This window comes from Dokdonella ginsengisoli, from assembly GCF_042652785.1.
GTDB lineage: Bacteria > Pseudomonadota > Gammaproteobacteria > Xanthomonadales > Rhodanobacteraceae > Dokdonella_A > Dokdonella_A ginsengisoli.
Genome location: NZ_JBHSHD010000005.1, coordinates 288179 through 307578 on the forward strand (window position 1 = coordinate 288179; position 19400 = coordinate 307578).

At 69.9% G+C, this 19400-nt stretch carries 17 protein-coding genes; 8 read left to right on the forward strand and 9 right to left on the reverse strand.

Annotation, left to right across the window (positions count from 1 at the left end; genetic code table 11):
• Positions 1-203 precede the first annotated feature (203 nt).
• Positions 204-1577 (forward strand): MATE family efflux transporter, encoded by a 1374-nt coding sequence (locus ACFO6Q_RS05765; RefSeq protein WP_380019614.1) that lies wholly within the window; start codon positions 204-206, stop codon positions 1575-1577.
• Between the two features lie 225 nt (positions 1578-1802).
• Positions 1803-3653 (forward strand): signal peptide peptidase SppA, encoded by a 1851-nt coding sequence (gene sppA, locus ACFO6Q_RS05770; RefSeq protein ID WP_380019615.1) that lies wholly within the window; start codon positions 1803-1805, stop codon positions 3651-3653.
• Between the two features lie 4 nt (positions 3654-3657).
• On the opposite strand, the gene ACFO6Q_RS05775 is transcribed toward sppA, so the two are convergent.
• The gene (locus tag ACFO6Q_RS05775; RefSeq protein WP_380019616.1) at positions 3658-3969 is read right to left on the reverse strand and encodes a hypothetical protein; all 312 of its coding nucleotides are present in this window, start codon (positions 3967-3969) and stop codon (positions 3658-3660) included.
• 4 nt (positions 3970-3973) lie between these two features.
• Positions 3974-4195, reverse strand: coding sequence for a hypothetical protein (locus tag ACFO6Q_RS05780; protein ID WP_380019617.1), 222 nt, complete (start codon positions 4193-4195; stop codon positions 3974-3976).
• A 74-nt stretch (positions 4196-4269) separates the two neighbouring features.
• On the opposite strand from ACFO6Q_RS05780, the gene ACFO6Q_RS05785 reads away from it, so the two are divergent.
• Positions 4270-5049, forward strand: coding sequence for an SDR family oxidoreductase (locus ACFO6Q_RS05785; RefSeq protein WP_380019619.1), 780 nt, complete (start codon positions 4270-4272; stop codon positions 5047-5049).
• Positions 5050-5059: 10 nt separating this feature from the next.
• Here the strand turns inward: ACFO6Q_RS05785 and ACFO6Q_RS05790 are convergent, their stop codons facing one another.
• The gene (locus ACFO6Q_RS05790; protein WP_380019620.1) at positions 5060-5323 is read right to left on the reverse strand and encodes a hypothetical protein; all 264 of its coding nucleotides are present in this window, start codon (positions 5321-5323) and stop codon (positions 5060-5062) included.
• Positions 5324-5482: 159 nt separating this feature from the next.
• Here ACFO6Q_RS05790 and ACFO6Q_RS05795 point away from each other — a divergent pair, with 159 nt between their 5' ends.
• Genes ACFO6Q_RS05795 through ACFO6Q_RS05810 form a run of 4 tightly spaced genes read left to right on the forward strand, consistent with a single transcriptional unit; the run spans position 5483 to position 9328 of the window.
• Positions 5483-5806 (forward strand): metalloregulator ArsR/SmtB family transcription factor, encoded by a 324-nt coding sequence (locus ACFO6Q_RS05795; RefSeq protein ID WP_380019621.1) that lies wholly within the window; start codon positions 5483-5485, stop codon positions 5804-5806.
• Positions 5803-7263 (forward strand): DUF2867 domain-containing protein, encoded by a 1461-nt coding sequence (locus ACFO6Q_RS05800; protein WP_380019622.1) that lies wholly within the window; start codon positions 5803-5805, stop codon positions 7261-7263. Before ACFO6Q_RS05795 ends, ACFO6Q_RS05800 begins: the two co-directional genes overlap by 4 nt.
• A 49-nt stretch (positions 7264-7312) precedes the next feature.
• The gene (locus tag ACFO6Q_RS05805) at positions 7313-8809 is read left to right on the forward strand and encodes an AlkA N-terminal domain-containing protein (protein ID WP_380019623.1); all 1497 of its coding nucleotides are present in this window, start codon (positions 7313-7315) and stop codon (positions 8807-8809) included.
• A 21-nt stretch (positions 8810-8830) separates the two neighbouring features.
• Positions 8831-9328 carry a methylated-DNA--[protein]-cysteine S-methyltransferase gene (locus ACFO6Q_RS05810; RefSeq protein ID WP_380019624.1) on the forward strand — a complete coding sequence of 166 codons (498 nt, stop codon included), beginning with the start codon at positions 8831-8833 and terminating at the stop codon, positions 9326-9328.
• A gap of 13 nt (positions 9329-9341) precedes the next feature.
• Here the strand turns inward: ACFO6Q_RS05810 and ACFO6Q_RS05815 are convergent, their stop codons facing one another.
• The 6 genes from ACFO6Q_RS05815 to ACFO6Q_RS05840 form a co-directional block, all read right to left on the reverse strand.
• Positions 9342-9989, reverse strand: coding sequence for a DUF4124 domain-containing protein (locus ACFO6Q_RS05815; RefSeq protein WP_380019625.1), 648 nt, complete (start codon positions 9987-9989; stop codon positions 9342-9344).
• 37 nt (positions 9990-10026) lie between these two features.
• Complete coding sequence (locus ACFO6Q_RS05820; protein ID WP_380019626.1) at positions 10027-10755, reverse strand: SDR family oxidoreductase; 729 nt, start codon at positions 10753-10755, stop codon at positions 10027-10029.
• Between the two features lie 61 nt (positions 10756-10816).
• A complete protein-coding gene (locus tag ACFO6Q_RS05825) occupies positions 10817-12382 on the reverse strand; it encodes an MFS transporter (RefSeq protein ID WP_380019627.1) in 1566 nt (521 codons plus the stop codon).
• A 119-nt stretch (positions 12383-12501) separates the two neighbouring features.
• The gene (locus tag ACFO6Q_RS05830) at positions 12502-13725 is read right to left on the reverse strand and encodes an MFS transporter (protein ID WP_380019628.1); all 1224 of its coding nucleotides are present in this window, start codon (positions 13723-13725) and stop codon (positions 12502-12504) included.
• Between the two features lie 32 nt (positions 13726-13757).
• Positions 13758-16946, reverse strand: coding sequence for an efflux RND transporter permease subunit (locus tag ACFO6Q_RS05835; protein WP_380019629.1), 3189 nt, complete (start codon positions 16944-16946; stop codon positions 13758-13760).
• A 232-nt stretch (positions 16947-17178) separates the two neighbouring features.
• Complete coding sequence (locus ACFO6Q_RS05840; RefSeq protein ID WP_380019630.1) at positions 17179-18387, reverse strand: efflux RND transporter periplasmic adaptor subunit; 1209 nt, start codon at positions 18385-18387, stop codon at positions 17179-17181.
• Positions 18388-18570: 183 nt separating this feature from the next.
• Here ACFO6Q_RS05840 and ACFO6Q_RS05845 point away from each other — a divergent pair, with 183 nt between their 5' ends.
• Positions 18571-19209, forward strand: a complete 639-nt coding sequence (locus ACFO6Q_RS05845) for a TetR/AcrR family transcriptional regulator (protein ID WP_380019631.1) — start codon at positions 18571-18573, stop codon at positions 19207-19209.
• Positions 19210-19400: the final 191 nt, after the last annotated feature.

Below are 19400 nucleotides of genomic sequence, written 5' to 3' on the forward strand. Positions count from 1 at the left end.
CCCACTCCACGCGAAGCGGCCGCCGCGCGCCGGGCGCGGCTTCCGATACAATTGTCGTCTTGCGAAGCGGCTGCGCCCCGATCTCGCGAGGGCGCTGCGCGCCGCTCGCCCCGGCGTGCCTGCGCGCGCTTCGTCCGTCGCCGCGCGTCCGCCGATCGACCCGTCGGTTCAAGCTTGCGCCCGAACGCGCCCAGGAATTGCGCATGAGTTCCATTCTACATCGCCGGCCGCCGCGCCTCGCGCACGAGCTGAAGGAAACCGCCGTGCTCGCGCTGCCGCTGGTGCTGAGCCAGCTGATGGCGGTCGGCATGAACGCGATCGACGCGATGCTCGCCGGCCACCACGCCGCGGTCACCCTCGGCGCGGTCGCGGTCGGCGCCGGCATCTGGTCGATCGCCGTGGTGGTCGCGATCGGCGTGACGATGGCGGTGCCGCCGTCGGTGGCGCAGCTGTACGGCGCCGGCCGCACGCTCGAGGTCGGCGGGATGTTCCGGCAGGCGCTGTGGCTGGCGCTGGCGCTCGGCCTGCTGTGCTGGATCGGCGTGCGCTGTGCCGGTCCGCTGGTGCGCCTGATCGGCGTGGACCCGCATTTGTTCGGCGAGGTCGATCGCTTCCTGCGCGGCGTGTCCTGGGGCGCACCGGCGATCGCGGTGTTCTTCACCCTGCGCGGCATGAGCGCAGGCATCGGCATCACGCGGCCGACGATGTACTTCAGCCTGATGTCGCTGCTGCTGCTCGGGCCGATCGCTTACGTGCTGCTGCACGGCAAGTTCGGCTTTCCGGAGATGGGGGCGGGCGGCATTGGCCTGGCGACCGCCATCGTGCTGTGGCTGGAGACGCTGGCGTTCGGCCTGTACATCGCGCTGCACCGGGGCTACGCGCCGTACGCGCCGTACGCGCGCTTCGACAAGCCGGACCTGCGCGCGATCGGCGAGCTGCTGCGCATCGGCGTGCCGATGGGCGTGACCGTATTCATGGAGGCGAGCCTGTTCATCGCGACCACGCTGGCGATGGGCACGCTCGGCGCCGACACGGTGGCCAGCCACCAGGTCGCGCTGAATGTCGCCGCGCTGTTCTTCATGATCCCGCTCGGCATCGCGATGGCGACGACCGTGCGCATCGGCCACGCGGTCGGCCGCGGCGATGCCGCCGGCCTGCGCAAGGCCGGTGCCGCCGGCTTCGTGCTGGCGCTGGCGACGCAGACGCTGTCCGGCGGCGTGATGGCGCTGCTGCCGACGACGATCGCCGGCTGGTACTCCAAGGACGCGACGGTGATCGCGCTCGCCGCGCAGCTGCTGCTGCTGGCCGCGGTGTTCCAGTTCTCCGACGGCATCCAGGCGGTCGCCAACGGCGCGCTGCGCGGCCTCAAGGACACGCGCCTGCCGATGCTGATCACCACCTTCGCGTACTGGGGCGTGGGCATGTCGGTCGGCTGGTGGCTGGCGTTCCCGCACGGCCTGGGCGCCCGCGGCATGTGGGTGGGGCTGATCGCCGGCCTCAGCGTGGCGGCGATCCTGCTGACCTGGCGCTTCTGGAGGCTCGTCCGGCGGCCCTTGCCGGAAGCGGCCGGGGCATGACTTGAGCAGCATGCCGGGCGTCACGATATCGGTTAGGCTGGATTCGTCGAGCAGGCGCGCGGCGACGCGCATGACGTCGGAAGTTTCCGCATCGGCAAACGGATCTGCCGTCGCGGGGGGCATGCGAATGCCCGCCGCGAAAGAGTCGGCGCGGCCACGCCGCGACCGTTTTGCGCGAACCGCGGCAGGACGCCGGGTCTCGCACAGGGCTCATGGAGCGATGCGATGTCGAAAGAAAACCCCGGCGTGATCCGCCGCCTGTTCCGCGGCCTGTGGAACGCGCTGAACTTCACGCGCCGCCTGGTCTTCAACCTGATCTTCCTGCTGCTGCTGATCGGCTTCCTGGTGGCGGTGTTCGGCGGCCGCGCCACGCTCGCGCCGCGCACCGCGCTGGTGTTCGATCCGAAGGGCGCCATCGTCGAGCAGTATTCGAGCAATCCGGCCGACCGTGCGCTGGCCGGGCTGACCGGTACCGAGAGCAAGGAAGTGCAGCTGCGCGACGTGCTGCGCGTGATCGACGCGGCCGCCAAGGACGCGCGCATCGAGCGCCTCGTGCTGGTGCCCGACGACATCGACCGCGCCGGGCTGTCGACGCTGCGCGAGATCGGCGCCGCGCTGGACCGCTTCAAGGCGGCCGGCAAGGACGTCGTCGCGGTGTCGGGCGGCATGGGCCAGAGCCAGTACTACCTCGCCGCGCACGCCAACCGCATCCTGCTCGACCCGGAAGGCGCGGTCCTGCTGGAAGGCTTCGCCAACTACCGCAGCTATTTCAAGGACGCGCTCGACAAGCTCGGCGTGCAGGTGCACCTGATCAAGGTCGGCACGTTCAAGTCGGCGGCGGAGCCGTACGTGCTGAACCAGGCGTCCGACGCCGCCAAGGAGGCCGACCTCTACTGGATGGGCGGCCTGTGGCAGGAATATCTCGGCGAGATCGCCGGCCTGCGCAAGGTCGACGCGGCGAAGATCGCCGACGACATCGCGCACTACGACGAGCGCGTCGCCGCGCAGGGCGGCGACCTGGCCAAGCTCGCGCTCGAGCAGAAGCTGGTCGACCAGCTGGCGACCCGCGCCGAGGTGCGCGCGCTGCTGCGCGCGCAGGGCGCGGCCGAGGGCAACGACGGTTTCCGCCAGATCGACTTCCGCAAGTATCTCGCCGCGCTCGGCCCCGACGCGCTGCCCGGCATGGCCTCGCCGACGGTCGCGGTGATCGTCGCGCAGGGCGAGATCGTGCCGGGCGAACAGCAGCCGGGCATGATCGGCGGCCGCTCGACCGCGCAGCTGGTGCGCGCGGCGCGCGAGGACGACAAGGTGAAGGCTGTCGTGCTGCGCGTGAACTCGCCGGGCGGCGACGCGGGCGCGTCCGAGCTGATCCGGCGCGAGATCGCGCAGACGCGCGAGGCCGGCAAGCCGGTGGTCGTGTCGATGGGCGACGTCGCCGCCAGCGGCGGCTACTGGATCGCGATGGACGGCGACGAGATCTGGGCGCAGCCGACCACCATCACCGGCTCGATCGGCATCTTCGGCCTGTTCGCCACCCTGCCCGAAACGCTGGCCAAGATCGGCGTGCACACCGACGGCGTCGGCACCACGCCGATGGCCGGTTCGCTCGACATCCGCCGGCCGCTGTCGCCGCAGCTCGAGGCGATCCTCAACAGCGTGATCAAGCGCGGCTACAACGAATTCATCGGCAAGGTCGCCAAGGCGCGCGGCAAGACGCCGGAGCAGATCGACGCGATCGCTCAAGGGCGCGTGTGGAGCGGCAGCCAGGCGAAGGAGCGCGGCCTGGTCGACAAGCTCGGCGGGCTCGGCGATGCGGTCGCCGCGGCGGCCGCGCGCGCCAATCTCGGCAGCGGCTACCAGGTGCGCTACGTCGAGCGCGAACTCAGCGCCTGGGAGCGGCTGGCCCTGAGCTTCGGCAACAGCGAAGCGCTGGTGCGCGTGGTGCGCTGGGCCGGCGTCTCGCTGCCGCCGGGCTTCTTCGGCGCGAGCGACCTGCGCCAGCTGGCCGGCATCGCGCAATCCCTGCACGGCAAGCGCTACGGCGCGTTCGCGCACTGCTTCTGCGAACTGCCGTAGCCGATCAGACCAGCCCGCGCCCGCGCAGGCGCTCGCGATACTCGAAGACCGCGTCCTTCGCGGTCTTCAGGTCGACGCCGGTTTCCTCGCGATAGCGCTTGATCGCCTGGATCATGTTGTCGTGGTCGATCAGCTCGCGGATCTGCGCGTCGAGATCGGCCGGCAGTTCGAGCGGATGCGGCGCTGCGGAGGGGCGCGGCGCCGGTGCGACCGGTGCGCTCGTGCGCGTGCTGCGCTCGCCGCGGCCGGCGGTCATGCGCCCGAGCACGAAGAACACGAGCCCGACCAGCAGGTAGCCCCAGAGGTTTTCCGGCATCGCGCTAGCCTCCGTTCTCGTCGATGGCCTTTTCCTGCGCCTTCGCGGCCTCGTCCACAGTGCGCTGTACGGCCTTGGCCTTCTCGAGCGCCTTCATCTGCTCGTCGAGCACGGTCTTCGGTTTCGCCTGCGCATTTTCGGAAGCCTTCGCGGCCTGTTCGTCGGTGCGCGCCGAGCACGCGGCCAGCGCGCCGAGACAGAAGGCGAGAACGATCGGACGGGACATCGCATGCTCCGCACGGCGGGATTCGCTACAGTCTGCGCCGCACGTCCCTGGCGGACAAGACGGAGGAGCGCGCGATGACCCATCCATCCCGCTGGCGGCTCGACGGGCAGGTCGCGCTCGTCACCGGCGCGAGCAAGGGCATCGGCTTCGCATGCGCGCGCGAACTGGCCACGCTCGGCGCCGACGTGCTGATGGTCGCGCGCGACGAGGCAGCGCTGGAAGTCGCCCGCGCGGAACTCGAAGACGACGTCGAAGGCCGCGCGTTCCACGCGTTCGCCGCCGACCTGTCCGACCGCGAACAGCGCCTGGAAGTGTTTGACTGGATCGCCGATCTCGACGTCGAGCTGTCGCTGCTGGTGAACAACGTCGGCGGCAACGTCACCCGCCCCGCACTGGACTATTCGCTCGACGAGGTGCGCGCATTGATCGAGACGAACGTGCTCGCTGCGTTCGAGATGAGCCGCCTCGCACATCCGCACCTGGCCGAGCACGGCAATGCGGCGATCGTCAACGTCGGCTCGGTCTCCGGCCTGACCCACGTACGCACCGGCGCGCCGTACGGCCTGACCAAGGCCGCGCTGCACCAACTCACGCGCAACCTCGCCTGCGAATGGGCCGAGGACGGCATCCGCGTGAACGCGGTCGCGCCGTGGTACATCCGCACGCAGCGCACGGAAGGCCCGCTCGCCGACCCGGACTACCTCGACGAGGTGCTCGAACGCACGCCGATCGGCCGCATCGGCGAACCGGAAGAAGTGGCTGCTGCAGTCGCCTTCCTCTGCCTGCCGGCGGCCAGCTACGTGACCGGCGAATGCATCGCCGTCGACGGCGGGTTCCTGCGCTACGGCTTCTAGTCCGCCTGCGTCACGTATCGCCGTCGATCCTGCGCGCGGCCCGGCCGAGCATGCCCATCGTCACCGAGACGAAGACGATGACCGGTGCGACGACGACGGCGGCGATCGGCCACAGCGGTTCGTCGCGGGCCGTGAAATACCACCACAGCCCGGACGTGCACAGGATCGACGCCAGGATGGCCACGATCGTGTTGCGGATGACCGCGTTGCAGACGACTCCGACGAGCGCCGTCGAGGCGGCGAGGACGGCCAAGGACCAGGCCAATGCGCTCACCGGAACCCTCCTCGTGCGTGGAACGCGAATCGGCGCTCGCCCGATCCGGAGCGGACGATACCTTCGGTCACGCCGCGAGGGGAATCCCCATCGTCCGGCTTGACAGGGCATCCGGCCATCGACAATATAATTAACTAATTTCCTAACTATTGAATTCTCATGGAGCGCGTCTTCGAAGCGCTGGCATCCACTGCACGGCGCAAGATCCTCGCCTATCTGCACCAGGGGGAGCTGACCGCCGGCGAGATCGGCGCGCGCTTCGAGTTCAGCAAGCCGGCGCTGTCGGGGCACCTGCGCATCCTGGAGGAGGCCGGCCTGATCGTGCGCGAGAAGCGCGGGCAGTTCGTCTATTTCCGCCAGGTTCCGGATCGACTGGCGAACACGCTGTTCGCCTGGGCGGCGGAGGTCTGCCCGGTGGCCGGTCCGCTCAAGCGCGAGAGCCGCGCGCGCGAAGTCGCGTTGAACGGCGTCGCCACGTCATGACTTCGGCCGACGCTTCGCGCACGTTTCCGACCGCACGCATCCGCCCGCGCGGCGGCGGATTGCCGGTCGAGGTCACCTTGATCGCCTCGCTCGGCCGCGGCGCCGGCGACCGGCTGATCGCCGGCGCTTCGGCGCGGCAGAGCCGGCACGAGCATTTCGTCGACGCGCTGGACGAACCTTCGGCGCGCATCGGGTCCAGCGATTTCGCCAACGGCGACGCGACCTCCCTGTACACCTTCGCGGTCGGTGCGAACGGGCATCCGTTCCATCGCCACGCCGGCCAGCGCATGTTCACCGCGATCGCCGGCGGCGCGGGCGCTCGCCTGCGCTTCTCGACCGCTTCCGACGAGCAGATCGAGCGCGATCCCCGCGCGTTCGTCGAGGCCCTGCATCACGTCGACGTGCCGGCGGATTGCCTGTTCACCGTGCGCTTCGGCGGCGGCGCCTGGCATCAGTTCGTGCCGCTGCGAGCCGGCGTGGGGCATCCGACGCTGTTCGCGCTGTCGTGCCACGCGAACGAACTGGGCGGCGAACTCGCGCCGGAGCTGCGCCGGCGCGTGCTCGACGGCGAGGCGGACATCCCCGTGCTGACCGAACTGCTGCCGGCCGGCGTGCGCGCCGTGCTGGAAAGCGCCGAGTTCGACGCGGCGTGCGTACCGACGACCGTGCTGGCGCTTGACGCCGCGCCGCAAGCGCGGCGGGTGCGATCTTGCGGCGCGCTCCGGCGTGGATTCGCGCGCCTGCGCGCTGCGTTCGTGTCGCTGCGGCCGCGAAGCGGGAACGAAGACGGGCGCCGCGTGCGCGAACTCGACGGCGTGCCGGAGGGATCGCTGCTGCACACGCAGCTGGCGGGCGCATGCATCCAGGACACGTTCGAGCTGACCGTCGCGCCGGGCGAGTTCGCGACGTCGTCCGCGAGCGCCGCACTCGCGGCAATGCTGGACGGCTTCCTCGAAAGCCGCCCGCCCGGCGTGTCGCGCCTGATGGCGATCCGCAACGCCCTGGTCACGCCCCTCGGTCTGCGCACGTCGCCGCTCGGCTGTCCGGTGTCCTCCCTGCTGTCGGAGAACCCGGTCAGTACGTTCGCCGGGCGTTTCCCGGTGCTGGCGCAGTGCGTCGACGCGACGGACACGCGCGCCGAAGTGATCCTCGGCGCGGACGACCGGCATCTGGTGTTCCGCTCCTGCGTCGGCGTCGAGCGTCTCGCCGACGGCCGCATGCGCTGCACGCTCGGCACGCGCGTGCATACGCTCAATGCCTTCGGCCGCTTCTACATGGCCACGATCGGGCCGGTGCACCGCGCGTACATCGCACCGGCGATGCTGCGTCTGGCGGTCGGGCATGCGGTCCGCGAATGCGGCGCGCGCACGCGCGGAGCCGCTGCCGGCGCGGTTGCGCTGCGCATCGTCCGGACCGGCGATGCCGAAGCCGCCACCGGGGCGATACGTTTCCATTGACAGCCGAAAACGGCGAGTCGATCGCGGCGATCGGCGCTAGCATGAAGCCATGTCCGCATCCCCTGCTTCTCCCGGCCTCGATCCGCGCGTCTGCGAGCGCGCGCGCCTGGCGCGCGACGCGCGCTTCGACGGCCTGTTCTTCATCGCCGTGACCTCGACCGGCATCTATTGCCGGCCGGTCTGTCCGGCGCCGTCGCCGAAGCCGCGCAACGTGCGCTACTACGAGAGCGCGGCGGCGGCATCGGCGGCCGGATTCCGGCCCTGCCTGCGCTGCCGTCCGGAGGCGGCTCCCGGGTCTGCGCTGCACCGCGCGAAAAGCGAACTCGTCGCCGGTGCGTTGCGGCTGATCGAGCAGGGCGCGCTCGACGAGGGCTCGCTGCCCGAACTCGCCGCGCGCGTCGGCGTCGGCGAACGCCACCTGCGGCGTGTGTTCGCCGACGAACTGGGCGCCAGCCCGCTCGACGTGGCGGCGACGCGGCGCCTGCTGTTCGCCAAGAAGCTGCTCGGCGAGACGGCTCTGCCGATGACGACGATCGCGCAGGCGTCCGGCTATGCGAGCCTGCGCCGCTTCAATGCCGCGTTCGTTTCCACCTACGGCAAGCCGCCGCGTGAGCTGCGCCGGGTGCAGGCCGCGCCGTCGCGCCGGCGCAGCGGCGTGGCCGACCCCGTGGTCCCGGTCGCCGGCAGCATCGAGCTGCGCCTGCCGTATCGCGCGCCGTACGACTTCGCGCACCTGCTCGAGTTCTACTCGCGGCGCACGATACCGGGCGTGGAAATCGTCGACGCGGACGGCTATCGGCGCAGCTTCGTGGCCGACGGCGAGCCGGGCTGGTTCGCCGTCGCGCCGATCCGCGGCGAAGCCGCGCTCGCGCTGCGCGTGCATCACGCGCGCAGCGCCGCACTCGGCGCGCTGGTCGCACGCGTGCGCCGCATGTTCGACGTCGACGCCGATCCGCGCGATCTGTCCGAGGTGTTCCGCCGCAGCGAACTGCTCGGCCCGCTGATCCGGCGCTGGCCCGGCCAGCGCCTGCCCGGCGCGTGGGACGGGTTCGAGCTGGCGGTGCGCGCGGTGCTCGGCCAGCAGGTCAGCGTCGCCGCCGCGCGAACGCTGGCGGCACGCGTCGCAGTAACGTACGGCACGCCATACGCGGACGGCGCCGAAGCCGGGCTGACCGCGCTGTTTCCGACGCCGCAGGCACTTGCCGAAGCGCCGCTGGAAGAACAGGGCATCACGCGCGCGCGCGCGGCGACCATCCGCGGCCTCGCGCAGGCGGTGCTCGACGGACGGCTGGCGTTCCGCTCGGAGCAGTCGCTGGAGGCGTTCGAGCGCGACCTCGTCGCGCTGCCCGGCATCGGCCCGTGGACGGCGCACTACATCGCGATGCGCGCACTGGCCCAGCCGGATGCGTTCCCCGCGGCCGACCTGATCCTTCGCCGCACGGCCGGGCAGGGGCGTACGCTTTCGACGCGCGAGCTGGAAACCCTGAGCCAGGCGTGGCGGCCGTGGCGCGCGTACGCGGTGATGCTGCTGTGGCGTGCCAGCTGAACGGCGTTGCCGAGGACGACCATGGACTATGACACCCTGCAAACCCCGATCGGCCGGCTGCTGCTGGTCGCCGACGAAGAAGGGCTGCGTCACATCGATTTTCCGAACGCGGACCAGGACGCGTGCATCCAGGCCGGCTGGAACCGCAGCCGGCGCTTCCTGGGGCCCGCGATCGAGCAGCTGGAGGCGTATTTCGCCGGCGACCTGCAGGCTTTCGACCTCGCGCTGGCCGCGCGCGGCACTGCGTTCCGCAAGACCGTGTGGGACGAACTGGTGCGCATTCCGTACGGCCAGACGATCAGCTACGGCGAACTCGCGCGGCGCATCCGCCAGCCGCAGGCAAGCCGCGCGGTCGGCGCGGCGAACGGCGCCAATCCGCTGCCGATCGTCGTGCCCTGCCATCGCGTGATCGGCACCTCAGGCAAGCTGACCGGCTTCGGCGGCGGCCTGCCGACCAAGCAGTGGCTGCTCGAACACGAGCGTCGCCACGCGCCGCCGGCGGCGTTCGCGTTGCAGTGACCGCGACGGAGAATCAGCAGCCGCGCAGGCGTTCGCGCAGCTGGCGTTCCTGCCGTTCCAGTTCGGCCTGCGTGTCGCTGAAGGCGCGCTTGAGCTTGTCGCGCACGCCGTCGAGTTCCGTGCTCAGGTAGGCGCAGGCTTCCTGCGGCGCGGCGCGGTGGCATTCGTCCTCGACCTCGACGTAGCCGGTCGCGAACGGCGCCTCGGCGGCGGGCAGGGTCGGAATCTTGCGCAGGCCGGGCGCCGACACGCCGATGCCGTCGCGGCCGCCGTAGTTCTGCGCGAGGCCGCGGCCCGAGCCGCCGAGCATGCCGTACGGAACCGCGTAGCGAGCGCCGATGCCGCTATCGCTGGAATAACGGCTGCCGTCGTAGCGCGTACACAGGAAGAAGGTCGGCGGCGGCTCTCGCGGCGGCGGTGGTGGGACTGCGGGTTCCACCGGCGTCGGTTTCGCGTTCACGACGACGGCATCCGGCTCGGGCGCCGGCGGCGGCGCGTACTCGGGCAATTGCAGGCGTTGCTGGCGTGCGTCGCGCGCGCAGGGATGGTCCTGGAACGCGACCGAGCCGTCCGCCGCGGTGCACTTGAACGCTTCCGCGGCGGAAGCGGCGAGCGGCGCGGCGAGCAGCAGGGTCAGCATCCGGATCGAACGGCGACGCATGCGCGCAGTGTACGCCGCCGCTTCGCCGGACCGCCGATCACCAGGGCAGGGTCTGGCCGAGGTGCGTGAAGCTGCCGGTCGGGCCGTCGGTGCCGATCAACGCCAGCTCGACGCTCGACTTGGCGCCCTCGGAGATGTCCAGTTCGCCTTCGCCGCCGTTCATGTCGGTCTTCACGTAGCCGGGATGGATCGCATTGACCTTGATCGGCGTGTCGCGCAGCTCGTAGGCCAGATGCACGGTCCAGGCGTTCAGCGCGGACTTGGAGGCGTTGTAGGCCGGCACCTTGAAGCCGTAGATGCCCGAGGTCGGATCGCTGTGCAGGGTCAGCGAACCGAGGATGCTCGACACGTTGACGATGCGCGCCGCCTCGGATTTCTTCAGCAGCGGCAGGAACGCCTGCGTCACCGCGACGACGGCGAACAGGTTCGTGTCGAAGGTCTTGCGCCAGACGTCGAGCGACTGCGCGGACGGCGCCCTGGCGAGATCGTCGAGGAGGATGCCGGCATTGTTGACGAGGATGTCGAGGCGGCCGTGGCTGCGCTCGACCGCGGCGGCGGCTGCGGCGATGCTGCCGGCGTCGTCGACGTTGAGCGCGATCGCTTCGACCGGCAGGTTTTCCTGCTGCAGCTTCGCCGCGGCCGCGGCGGCCTTGGCCGCATCGCGGCCGGCGAGCAGCACGTGCACGCCCGATTGCGCGAGCTGGCGTACGGTTTCCAGGCCGATGCCGCGCGTGGCGCCGGTGACGAGGGCGATTTTCCGGGTCATGTTGATGTCTCCGTAGATGGCGCGGGGATTCCCGCGATGAGTGAATTCGTCGGTGTCGTGGTCAGGTGCTGCAGGACGCCGCGTTCGCACAGCCGGCGGCGTCGGCGACCGGTGTCTGCGCGGGCTTCGCGGCAGTATGCGTCGAGGCGCCGAAGACGACCCAGCTCAGCGCGGCCAGAGCCAGCACGCCGAGGCCGCCGTACAGCAGGGCCCAGCCGAAGCCCTGGGTCAGTGCCGCGCGGGCGAGCAGGTCGGAGGCGTCGAGGTGGCCGGCGGCGATGCTCTCGGCCGCCGCCCGCAGCTGCGCGGCGTCCGCAACGGCGCCGCCCGCAGCGGCGAGCCGGGCGCGCACGCCTTCCTGCAGCAGCAGGCCCATCACGGCGATGTTGATCGCCAGCGCGATCAGGCGCGCGCTGACGTCGATGCCGGAGGCCATGCCGGCGCGATCGCTCGATACCGACGCGGTGGTCGTGTTGGTGACCGGACTGTTGGTCAGGCCGATGCCCATGCCGGCGAGCAGGATGCCGGGCAGGACGGTCCAGCCGCTGGCCTGCGCGGCGGTGCCGCCGAGGAACACCAGCAGGAAGCCGACGCCGATCGTGGCGAGGCCCAGCGGCACCGCCACGCGCGCGCCGAAGCGCTGCAGCAGGTGTTCGGCCAGCGGCGTCATGACCAGGAACGGCAGCGTGTAGGCGAGCAGGAACAGGCCCGAGGTCGTGCTGTCGTAGCCGAGCGCGCCCTGGAAGTAGATCGGCAGGTAGATCATCAGCGGCCAGTAGCTGAAGTTCATGCCGATGCAGCCGATGATCGCGCTGGAGAAGGCGCGGATGCGGAACACGGAGAAGTCGAACATCGGATGCGCATGCCGCCGCTCGACGAACACGAAGGCGGCGAACGCGGCAACGCCCAGAGCGAAGATCGCCAACGCGGTGGGGCTGGCGAAGCCGAGGTCCGGTCCCTGCGTGATGGCGTAGGTCAGCGCGAACACGGCCACGGACAGCGTGACGATGCCGGCGAGGTCGAGACGCTCGGCGTTCGGGTCGCGCGACTCGCGCACGTAGGTCCACGCCAGCAGGAACGACACGACGGCGAGCGGGACCTGGATCAGGAACACCCATGGCCAGCTCGACACGGCGACGATCAGGCCGCCGATCAGCGGGCCGAAGCCGAGGCCGATGCCGCTGATCACGCCCCAGGCGACGAAGGCGCGGCTGCGTTCGGCCCCTTCGCGGAACTGGTGCGACAGCACGGCCACCGTGCAGATGAACATCGCGCCGCCGGCCATGCCCTGCAGGAAGCGGCCGACGATCAGCACGGCCACGTTCGAGGCGACGCCGCACAGCAGCGAGGTGAGCGCGAAGGCGGCGATGCAGATCAGGAACACGCGCCGGCGGCCGAAGCGGTCGGCCAGCGTTCCGGTCGCCATCAGCACCGTGGTACAGGCGATCGTGTAGGCGTTCATGATCCACTGCAGGTCCTTGAAGTCGGCGTGCAGCCGCTTCTCCAGCACCGGCAGGATCACCGGCACGCTGGAGATCTCCAGGCCGAACATCAGCGAGGCGAGGCAGACCGCGACCAGTGCGATCGAATTGCGGCGGGCGTCGGAAGGAGTCGTCGTCGGAGTCATCGGTGATTGTCGAAGGAGGGGCGGCCGCGATGCTGTCCGAGGCGCCGCCTCCGCGCTGGCCGTTTCCGGCCGTCAACCCGCGCAGTTCGTCAGTCCGTCGGTCGTCAGTGCTTTGGTCGTCAGTGCGCCGCCGCGTCGGCGACGCCCGGATGCAGCGGAATCCGGCTCGCATAGGCCAGTACCAGCAGCGCACCGAGGAAGGCCGCGCCCGCACTGAGCATCAGGACCGGGTCGATGCCGCGATGATCGACCAGCCAGCCACCGAGCAGGGCGCTGCCGCCGATCATGATCTGGAACGCCACCACCAGGGCCGAGATGCCGCGTTCGGCCTTGTCCGGCGCGGTCACGAACATCCAGGTGTTGGCGAGCATCGGAAAGCAGCCCCAGGCGACGCCCCACAGGCTCACCAGCACGACGATCGCGACCGTCGACTGCGCGAACACCGTCAGCAGGCCGATGCTGAGCATCAGGGCGACAGCCGTGGCGAGGAATCCGTAGCGCACGTCGCGGCTGCCCAGATGTCCGCCGATCCAGGTGCCGACGACGCCGCCGATGCCGAAGAGCAGCAAGGTGGTGGCGATCAGGTCGACGCCGAAATGCGCCGCGTGCTGCAGGAACGGCGCGAGATAGGCATAGGACAGGAAATGCCCCGTGCCGACCAGCAGGATGGCGACGAAACCGACGCGTGGCGGCATCGACGACAGCAGCAGTCCCATGTCGCGCAGGCGGAAATGCCCGGTCACCGGAACGCGCGGCATGAAGCGCAGCAGGGCGAGCATCGCCAGCACGCAGACCAGGCTGATGATCGCGAACGCGGCGCGCCAGCCGATCGCCCCGGTCAGCCAGGTCGCGAGAGGCACGCCGAGCACGGTCGCGGCGGTGACGCCGAGCATGTAGACCGACATCACCTTGGCGATGTGGATGCCTTTCGGCGCCACGCGCGGCACCACCGTCAGGGCGATCGACCAGAACCCGCCGACCGCGATGCCCTGGAACAGGCGTCCGGCCAGCAGCACAGCGTAGGTGGATGCCGCGGCGGAAATCAGGTTGCCGAGCACGCTGGCCAGAACGGTCAGCAGGATCAGATCGCGGCGATCGGCCCGGCGTCCCAGGTACGGCGCGAGCACGGCCGCCAGCGCCGCGGAGATGCCGGGCAGCACGATGGTCGCGCCGGCGTCGCCGGCGCTGATGCGCAGGTCGGCCGACAGCACGTTGAGAATGCCGACCGGCAGGAACTCGCTGGTGACCAGGATGAAGGCGGTGACGCTCATGGCGATCACCGCCGCCCAGCGCGCCGTCGGCCGGCATTCGTCGTTGCAGGGAATGGCGAGGGAGTCGGACATGCGGACCTCGATGGCGGAAAGGTCGCTGACGGTCAGTGACCGGGCGCCGGCTGCAGCGCCGTCGCGGCGGCCGCGCGCCGCTCGCGGCGGCGGCGCACCAGCAGGTAGAACACCGGCGTCAGCAGCAGGCCGAAGAAGGTCACCCCGAGCATGCCCGAGAACACCGCCACGCCCATCGCGCGGCGCATCTCGGCGCCGGCGCCGGTGGCCAGCGCGAGCGGCACCACGCCCATCACGAAGGCCAGCGAAGTCATCAGGATCGGACGCAGGCGCAGGCGGCACGCGTCGAGCACGGCCTGCCACACGGTGGCGCCCTGCGCCTCGAGGTCCTTGGCGAACTCGACGATCAGGATCGCGTTCTTGCACGCCAGGCCGATCAGGACGATCAGGCCGATCTGCGTGAAGATGTTGTTGTCGCCGCCCGAGGCGAGCACGCCGATGATCGCGCAGAGCAGGGTCATCGGCACGATCAGGATCACCACCAGCGGCAGCGACAGGCTCTCGTACTGCGCTGCGAGCACCAGGAACACCAGCAGCACCACCAGCGGGAAGATGATCACCATCGTGTTGCCGGCGAGGATCTGCTGGTAGGTCAGATCGGTCCACTCGTAGGCGAAGCCGTTCGGCAGTTCCTTCGCCAGCACGTCCTCGATCGCCGCCTGCGCCTGGCCGGAGCTGTAGCCCGGCGCCGCGCCGCCGTTGAGCTCCGCGGCGAGGAAGCCGTTGTAGTGCGGCACGCGATCGGGACCGGAGGTTTCCTTCGCGACGACGAAGCTGGCCAGCGGAATCATGTCGCCGCGGGCATTGCGCGTCTTCAGGCGGCCGATGTCCTCCGCGTTCAGGCGAAAGCCCGGTTCGGCCTGGGCGTTGACCTGGTAGGTGCGGCCGAAACGGTTGAAGTCGTTGACGTAGAGCGAGCCCAGATACATCTGCATCGTGTCGTAGACGTCGCGCAGCGCAACGCCGGCCGCCTTCGCCTTCTCGCGGTCGACTTCGACCTCGATCTGCGGCACGTTGACCTGGAAGCCGGAGAACAGGCCGGCGAGTTCCGGGCGCTTGCCGGCCTTCTCGATCACGTTCTGCACGACCTGGTACAGCTCGTCCGGGCCGCGGCTCGCGCGGTCTTCGATCTGCAGCTTGAAGCCGCCGATCACGCCCAGGCCCTGCACCGGCGGCGGCGGGAAGATCGCGATGTAGGCGTCCTGGATCTTCGAGAACTGCGCGTTCAGCGCGGTCGCGATCGCGCCGGCGGACATCGACGCGTCGGTGCGCTCCTCGAACGGCTTCAGCGGCGTGAAGGCGATGCCCATGTTCGGCGCGTTGGTGAAGCCGTTGATCGACAGGCCCGGGAACGCCGGCACCGATTCGACGCCGGGCGTCTTCAGCGCGATGTCGCCCATGCGCCGGATCACCGCGCTGGTGCGGTCGAGCGTGGCGGCTTCGGGAAGCTGCGCGAAGCCGACCAGGTACTGCTTGTCCTGCGCCGGCACGAAGCCGGTCGGCGTGCGCGCGAAGGAGAATGCGGTGAGCACGATCAGGCCCAGGTAGAGGACCACGGCGACGGAGCTGCGACCGAGGATGCGGCCGATCATGCCGACGTAGCCGTTCGAGGCGCGCGTGAAGAAACGGTTGAACGGGCGGAAGAACCAGCCGAGCGCGGCGTTGAGGACGCGCGTGGCGCGATCCGGCGGCGCGTCGTGCGATTTCAGCAGCAGGGCCGACAGCGCCGGAGACAGGGTCAGCGAGTTGAACGCCGAGATCACCGTGGAGATCGCGATGGTGATCGCGAACTGCTTGTAGAACTCGCCCGACAGGCCGCTGATGAACGCGGTCGGCAGGAACACCGCGCACAGCACCAGCGCGGTGGCGATGATCGGCCCGGTGACTTCCTTCATCGCCTGTACGGTCGCGTCGAACGGCGCCAGGCCTTCGCCGATGTTGCGCTCGACGTTCTCGACCACCACGATCGCATCGTCGACGACGATGCCGATCGCCAGCACCAGGCCGAACAGCGAAAGCGTGTTGAGGCCGAAGCCGAGCAGGTGCATCACGCCGAGCGTGCCGATCAGCGACACCGGCACCGCCAGCAGCGGAATGATCGACGCGCGCCAGGTCTGCAGGAACACGATCACCACGATCACCACCAGAAGGATGGCCTCGAGCAGCGTGTGCAGCACCGCGTTGATCGAGCCGCGCACGAAGATGGTCGGATCGTAGGCCGGGTCGTATTCGATGCCTTCGGGGAAGGACTTCGACAGCTCCTTCATCTTCGCGCGCACCGCGTCGGAGATCGCGATCGCGTTGCTGCCGGGGCGCTGGTAGATGCCGACGCCGACCGCGGTCTGGTTGTTGAGCATCGCGCGCAGCGCGTAGTTGTCCGAACCCAGTTCCACGCGCGCGACGTCGCGCAGGCGCGTGATCTGGCCGTTGCTGCCGGTCTTGATGATGATGTCGGCGAAGTCCTCCTCGTCGACGAGGCGCCCCTTGGTGCTGACCGCGACCTGGAAGTTCGGCCGGCCCGACCCGTCGGAGACGTTCGGCGCCGCGGGCGAGCCGAGCTGGCCGGCCGCGACCTGCACGTTCTGCTCGCGGATCGCGTTGGCGATGTCGCCGGCGGTCAGGCCTCGCGCGGCGACCTTCTCCGGGTCCAGCCATACGCGCATCGAATAGCTGCCGCCGCCGAACTGCTGCACGTCGCCGACGCCGTCGATCTTGGCCAGCTCGTCCTTGATGTTGAGGATCAGGTAGTTGGCGAGGTAGTTGAGGTCGTAGCGGCCGTCCGGCGAAATCAGGAACACGCCCATGGTGATGTCGGGCGTGGACTTGTTCACCGTCACGCCGATGCGCTGCACGTCCTGCGGCAGTTTCGGCGTCGCCTGCGCGACGCGGTTCTGCACCAGCTGCTGCGCCTTGTCGACGTCGGTGCCGAGCTTGAAGGTGACGGTCAGCGTCATCACGCCGTCGGCGGTCGCCTGCGAGAACTGGTACAGCATGTCCTCGACGCCGGTGATCGCCTGTTCGAGCGGTCCGGCGACGGTGTCGGCGATCACCTTCGGGTTCGCGCCGGGATAGGTCGTGCGCACGACCACGGTCGGCGGCACGACTTCCGGATACTCGGAGATCGGCAGCTGCGGGATCGAGACGAGGCCGGCGAGCAGGATCAGCGCCGACAGCACGCCGGCGAACACCGGCCGCGTGATGAAGAATTGGGAGAGGTTCACGGGAGCGAGTCCTTTGTCTTTTGTTCTTTTTTCTCCTCGCGCTCGCGGGAGAAGGTGCACGGAGGGCGGACGAGGCCGAGGCCGCCACGAGCGGTCCACGGCGAGGCAGGTCGAGTGTCGTTCCCGAACGGCGTGAGGAATCGAAAAACGTTCCGGGGACCGACGATTCGCCTGCTTCCCTCATCCGGCGCTGCCGCGCCACCTTCTCCCCGAGGGGAGAAGGAATGCCCAGTCAGTTCAATCCGGTGCGCGCGCCGACGGCCGTGGTCGCGGCCGTGCGATCGGCCGGCGCGAGCTGGCCGATCACCGCCGTGTTGGTGGTCATCTCCACGCGTGTGGGTTTCACCGTGCTGCCGGGTCGGGCGTGCTGCAGGCCGTTGACCACGATGACGTCGCCGGCGGCCAGGCCCTGCTTGACCACGCGCAGGCCGTCGAGCGAGGCGCCCAGTTCGACGAAGCGGCGTTCGAGCGTGTCGTCGGACTTCAGCGCCAGCACGTACTTCTTGCCGAGGTCGGTGCCGACCGCGCGGTCGTCGATCAGCACGGTCTGGCGGCTCTCGCCGCCGACCAGCTTGATGCGCGCGAACAGGCCCGGGGTGAAGCGGCCGTCGGAATTGTCGAACACCGCGCGGCCGCGGATCGTGCCGCTCTGCGCGTCGACCACGTTGTCGAGGAAGTTCAGGCGTCCTTCGTGCGGATAGCCCTGCTCGTCGATCAGGCCCATGAACACCGGGCTGTCGGCGCGGCGGCCGTCGGCACCGGCCTGGGCCCGGTTGGCGAACTTCAGGTAGGTGTGCTCGTCGGCGTCGAAGTAGGCGTAGACCGGATTGTCGGAAACCACCGTGGTCAGCACGTTCGCGTTCGAGACGAGGTTGCCGGCGGTGATCAGCGCGCGCGAGACGCGGCCGTCGATGGGCGCGCGCACCTCGGTGAATTCGAGGTTGAGCTTGGCCGCGTCGAGCGCCGCCTGCGCCGCGCCGACGGAATCGACGCCAGTCGCCTCGGCGGTCGCCAGCTGGTCGAAGTCCTGCTGCGAGATCCAGTGCTGGCCGAGCAGGCGCTTGCCGCGCTCGTGGTTCGACGCCGCCAGCTGCTGCTGCGAGCGGTTGCGCTTGAGTTCGGCGGTGAGGCGGTTGACCTCGGCGCGGAACGGGCGCGGGTCGATGCGGAACAGCAGGTCGCCCTTCTTCACGTGCGCGCCTTCGGTGAAGTGCACCGAGTCGACGAAACCGCTCACGCGCGGGCGGATCTCGACGCTGTCGACCGCCTCGAGGCGGCCGCTGAATTCCTCCCAGTCGCGCAGCGGCTGGCTGATGACGGCGGCGACGCTGACTTCGGGCGCCGGCGGCGCGGCCGGCGCGTCGGTCGCCTGCGAGCGGGCGCAGCCGGCCAGCACGAGGGCGGCGAGCAGCGGAACGACGGCGAAACGGGCGGTACTCATGGTTCTGTCCTTGGGCTGAGGCGGGCCGGGTGCGAAAATCCGTCTGCGGCGGCAGCGACCCCTGCTGCGCCGCGACTTGACCGGAAGACCGAACGTCGCAATGCTGTTGTAACGTGAGTTACCGGTCAGTAACATGTCGAAACGTTACTGACTGGTCACTCACGTGTCAAGAGGAGAAGTGTCGTGAATGCAAAAACCGCCGCCACCGAGGGCGCCGCACCGGCCGACAAGCCGCGGGTGCGTGACCGCATCCTCGATGCGGCCTGTGATCTGTTCTACCGGCACGGCATCCGGGCGGTGGGCGTGGACGCCATCGCCAGCGAGGCCGGTACCAACAAGATGAGCTTCTATCGGAGCTTCCCGTCGAAGGACGACCTGGTCGCCGAGTACCTGACCGACCAGGAGCGCGAGTACTGGGCGCGCTGGGACGAGACCATCGCGCCGTACGCGGACGATCCGCGGCGCCAGGTCGAGGCGCTGGTCGCCTCCGACATCGACCTGGCCTGGCTGCGTGCGAAGGCGATCGAGGGCTGCAAGTGCAAGACCAGCCGCGGCTGCGCGCTGGGCAATGCCGCCGTCGAGATTCCCGAGGACAACGAGCGGCTCGGCGAGATCGTGCACGAGTACAAGACCGAGATCCGCCGCCGCCTGCGCAAGCTCGCGCGAGAGATGGGTGCGCGCGAGCCGGACGTGCTCGGTGACGCGCTCATGCTGCTGCGCGAGGGCGGCTACTACACGCGATTGACCTTCCCCGAGAACAGCGGGCCGATCGCCGCGATCGTGAAGGCCGCGCGCGCGCTGATCGCCGCGCACGTGGACTGAGGCCGAGGCGGCGCCGGAGCGCGTTCAAATAGCGTTTTTTGTGTGAAGAAGCGTTTCGCCCCGAGCCCTTTGCACAGGGGCGAAGGCGGCCGGTGGCATCATCACCGCATTGCGCCCGTTGGCTTGTCGACTGCGGCAGGACGCCGGGTGCGGCAGACTCTTCTGCAATGGACGCCTCGTGGGTGATCGGT

Excerpts from the sequence above, each read along its gene's own strand:
- ACFO6Q_RS05825 (WP_380019627.1), bottom strand. The coding sequence starts at position 12,382 with ATGACTCCGACGACGACTCCTTCCGACGCCCGCCGCAATTCGATCGCA.
- ACFO6Q_RS05840 (WP_380019630.1), bottom strand. The coding sequence starts at position 18,387 with ATGAGTACCGCCCGTTTCGCCGTCGTTCCGCTGCTCGCCGCCCTCGTG.
- ACFO6Q_RS05805 (WP_380019623.1), top strand. The coding sequence starts at position 7,313 with ATGTCCGCATCCCCTGCTTCTCCCGGCCTCGATCCGCGCGTCTGCGAG.
- ACFO6Q_RS05785 (WP_380019619.1), top strand. The coding sequence starts at position 4,270 with ATGACCCATCCATCCCGCTGGCGGCTCGACGGGCAGGTCGCGCTCGTC.
- ACFO6Q_RS05810 (WP_380019624.1), top strand. The coding sequence starts at position 8,831 with ATGGACTATGACACCCTGCAAACCCCGATCGGCCGGCTGCTGCTGGTC.
- ACFO6Q_RS05820 (WP_380019626.1), bottom strand. The coding sequence starts at position 10,755 with ATGACCCGGAAAATCGCCCTCGTCACCGGCGCCACGCGCGGCATCGGC.
- ACFO6Q_RS05780 (WP_380019617.1), bottom strand. The coding sequence starts at position 4,195 with ATGTCCCGTCCGATCGTTCTCGCCTTCTGTCTCGGCGCGCTGGCCGCG.
- sppA (WP_380019615.1), top strand. The coding sequence starts at position 1,803 with ATGTCGAAAGAAAACCCCGGCGTGATCCGCCGCCTGTTCCGCGGCCTG.
- ACFO6Q_RS05815 (WP_380019625.1), bottom strand. The coding sequence starts at position 9,989 with ATGCGTCGCCGTTCGATCCGGATGCTGACCCTGCTGCTCGCCGCGCCG.
- ACFO6Q_RS05765 (WP_380019614.1), top strand. The coding sequence starts at position 204 with ATGAGTTCCATTCTACATCGCCGGCCGCCGCGCCTCGCGCACGAGCTG.
- ACFO6Q_RS05795 (WP_380019621.1), top strand. The coding sequence starts at position 5,483 with ATGGAGCGCGTCTTCGAAGCGCTGGCATCCACTGCACGGCGCAAGATC.
- ACFO6Q_RS05830 (WP_380019628.1), bottom strand. The coding sequence starts at position 13,725 with ATGTCCGACTCCCTCGCCATTCCCTGCAACGACGAATGCCGGCCGACG.
- ACFO6Q_RS05800 (WP_380019622.1), top strand. The coding sequence starts at position 5,803 with ATGACTTCGGCCGACGCTTCGCGCACGTTTCCGACCGCACGCATCCGC.
- ACFO6Q_RS05775 (WP_380019616.1), bottom strand. The coding sequence starts at position 3,969 with ATGCCGGAAAACCTCTGGGGCTACCTGCTGGTCGGGCTCGTGTTCTTC.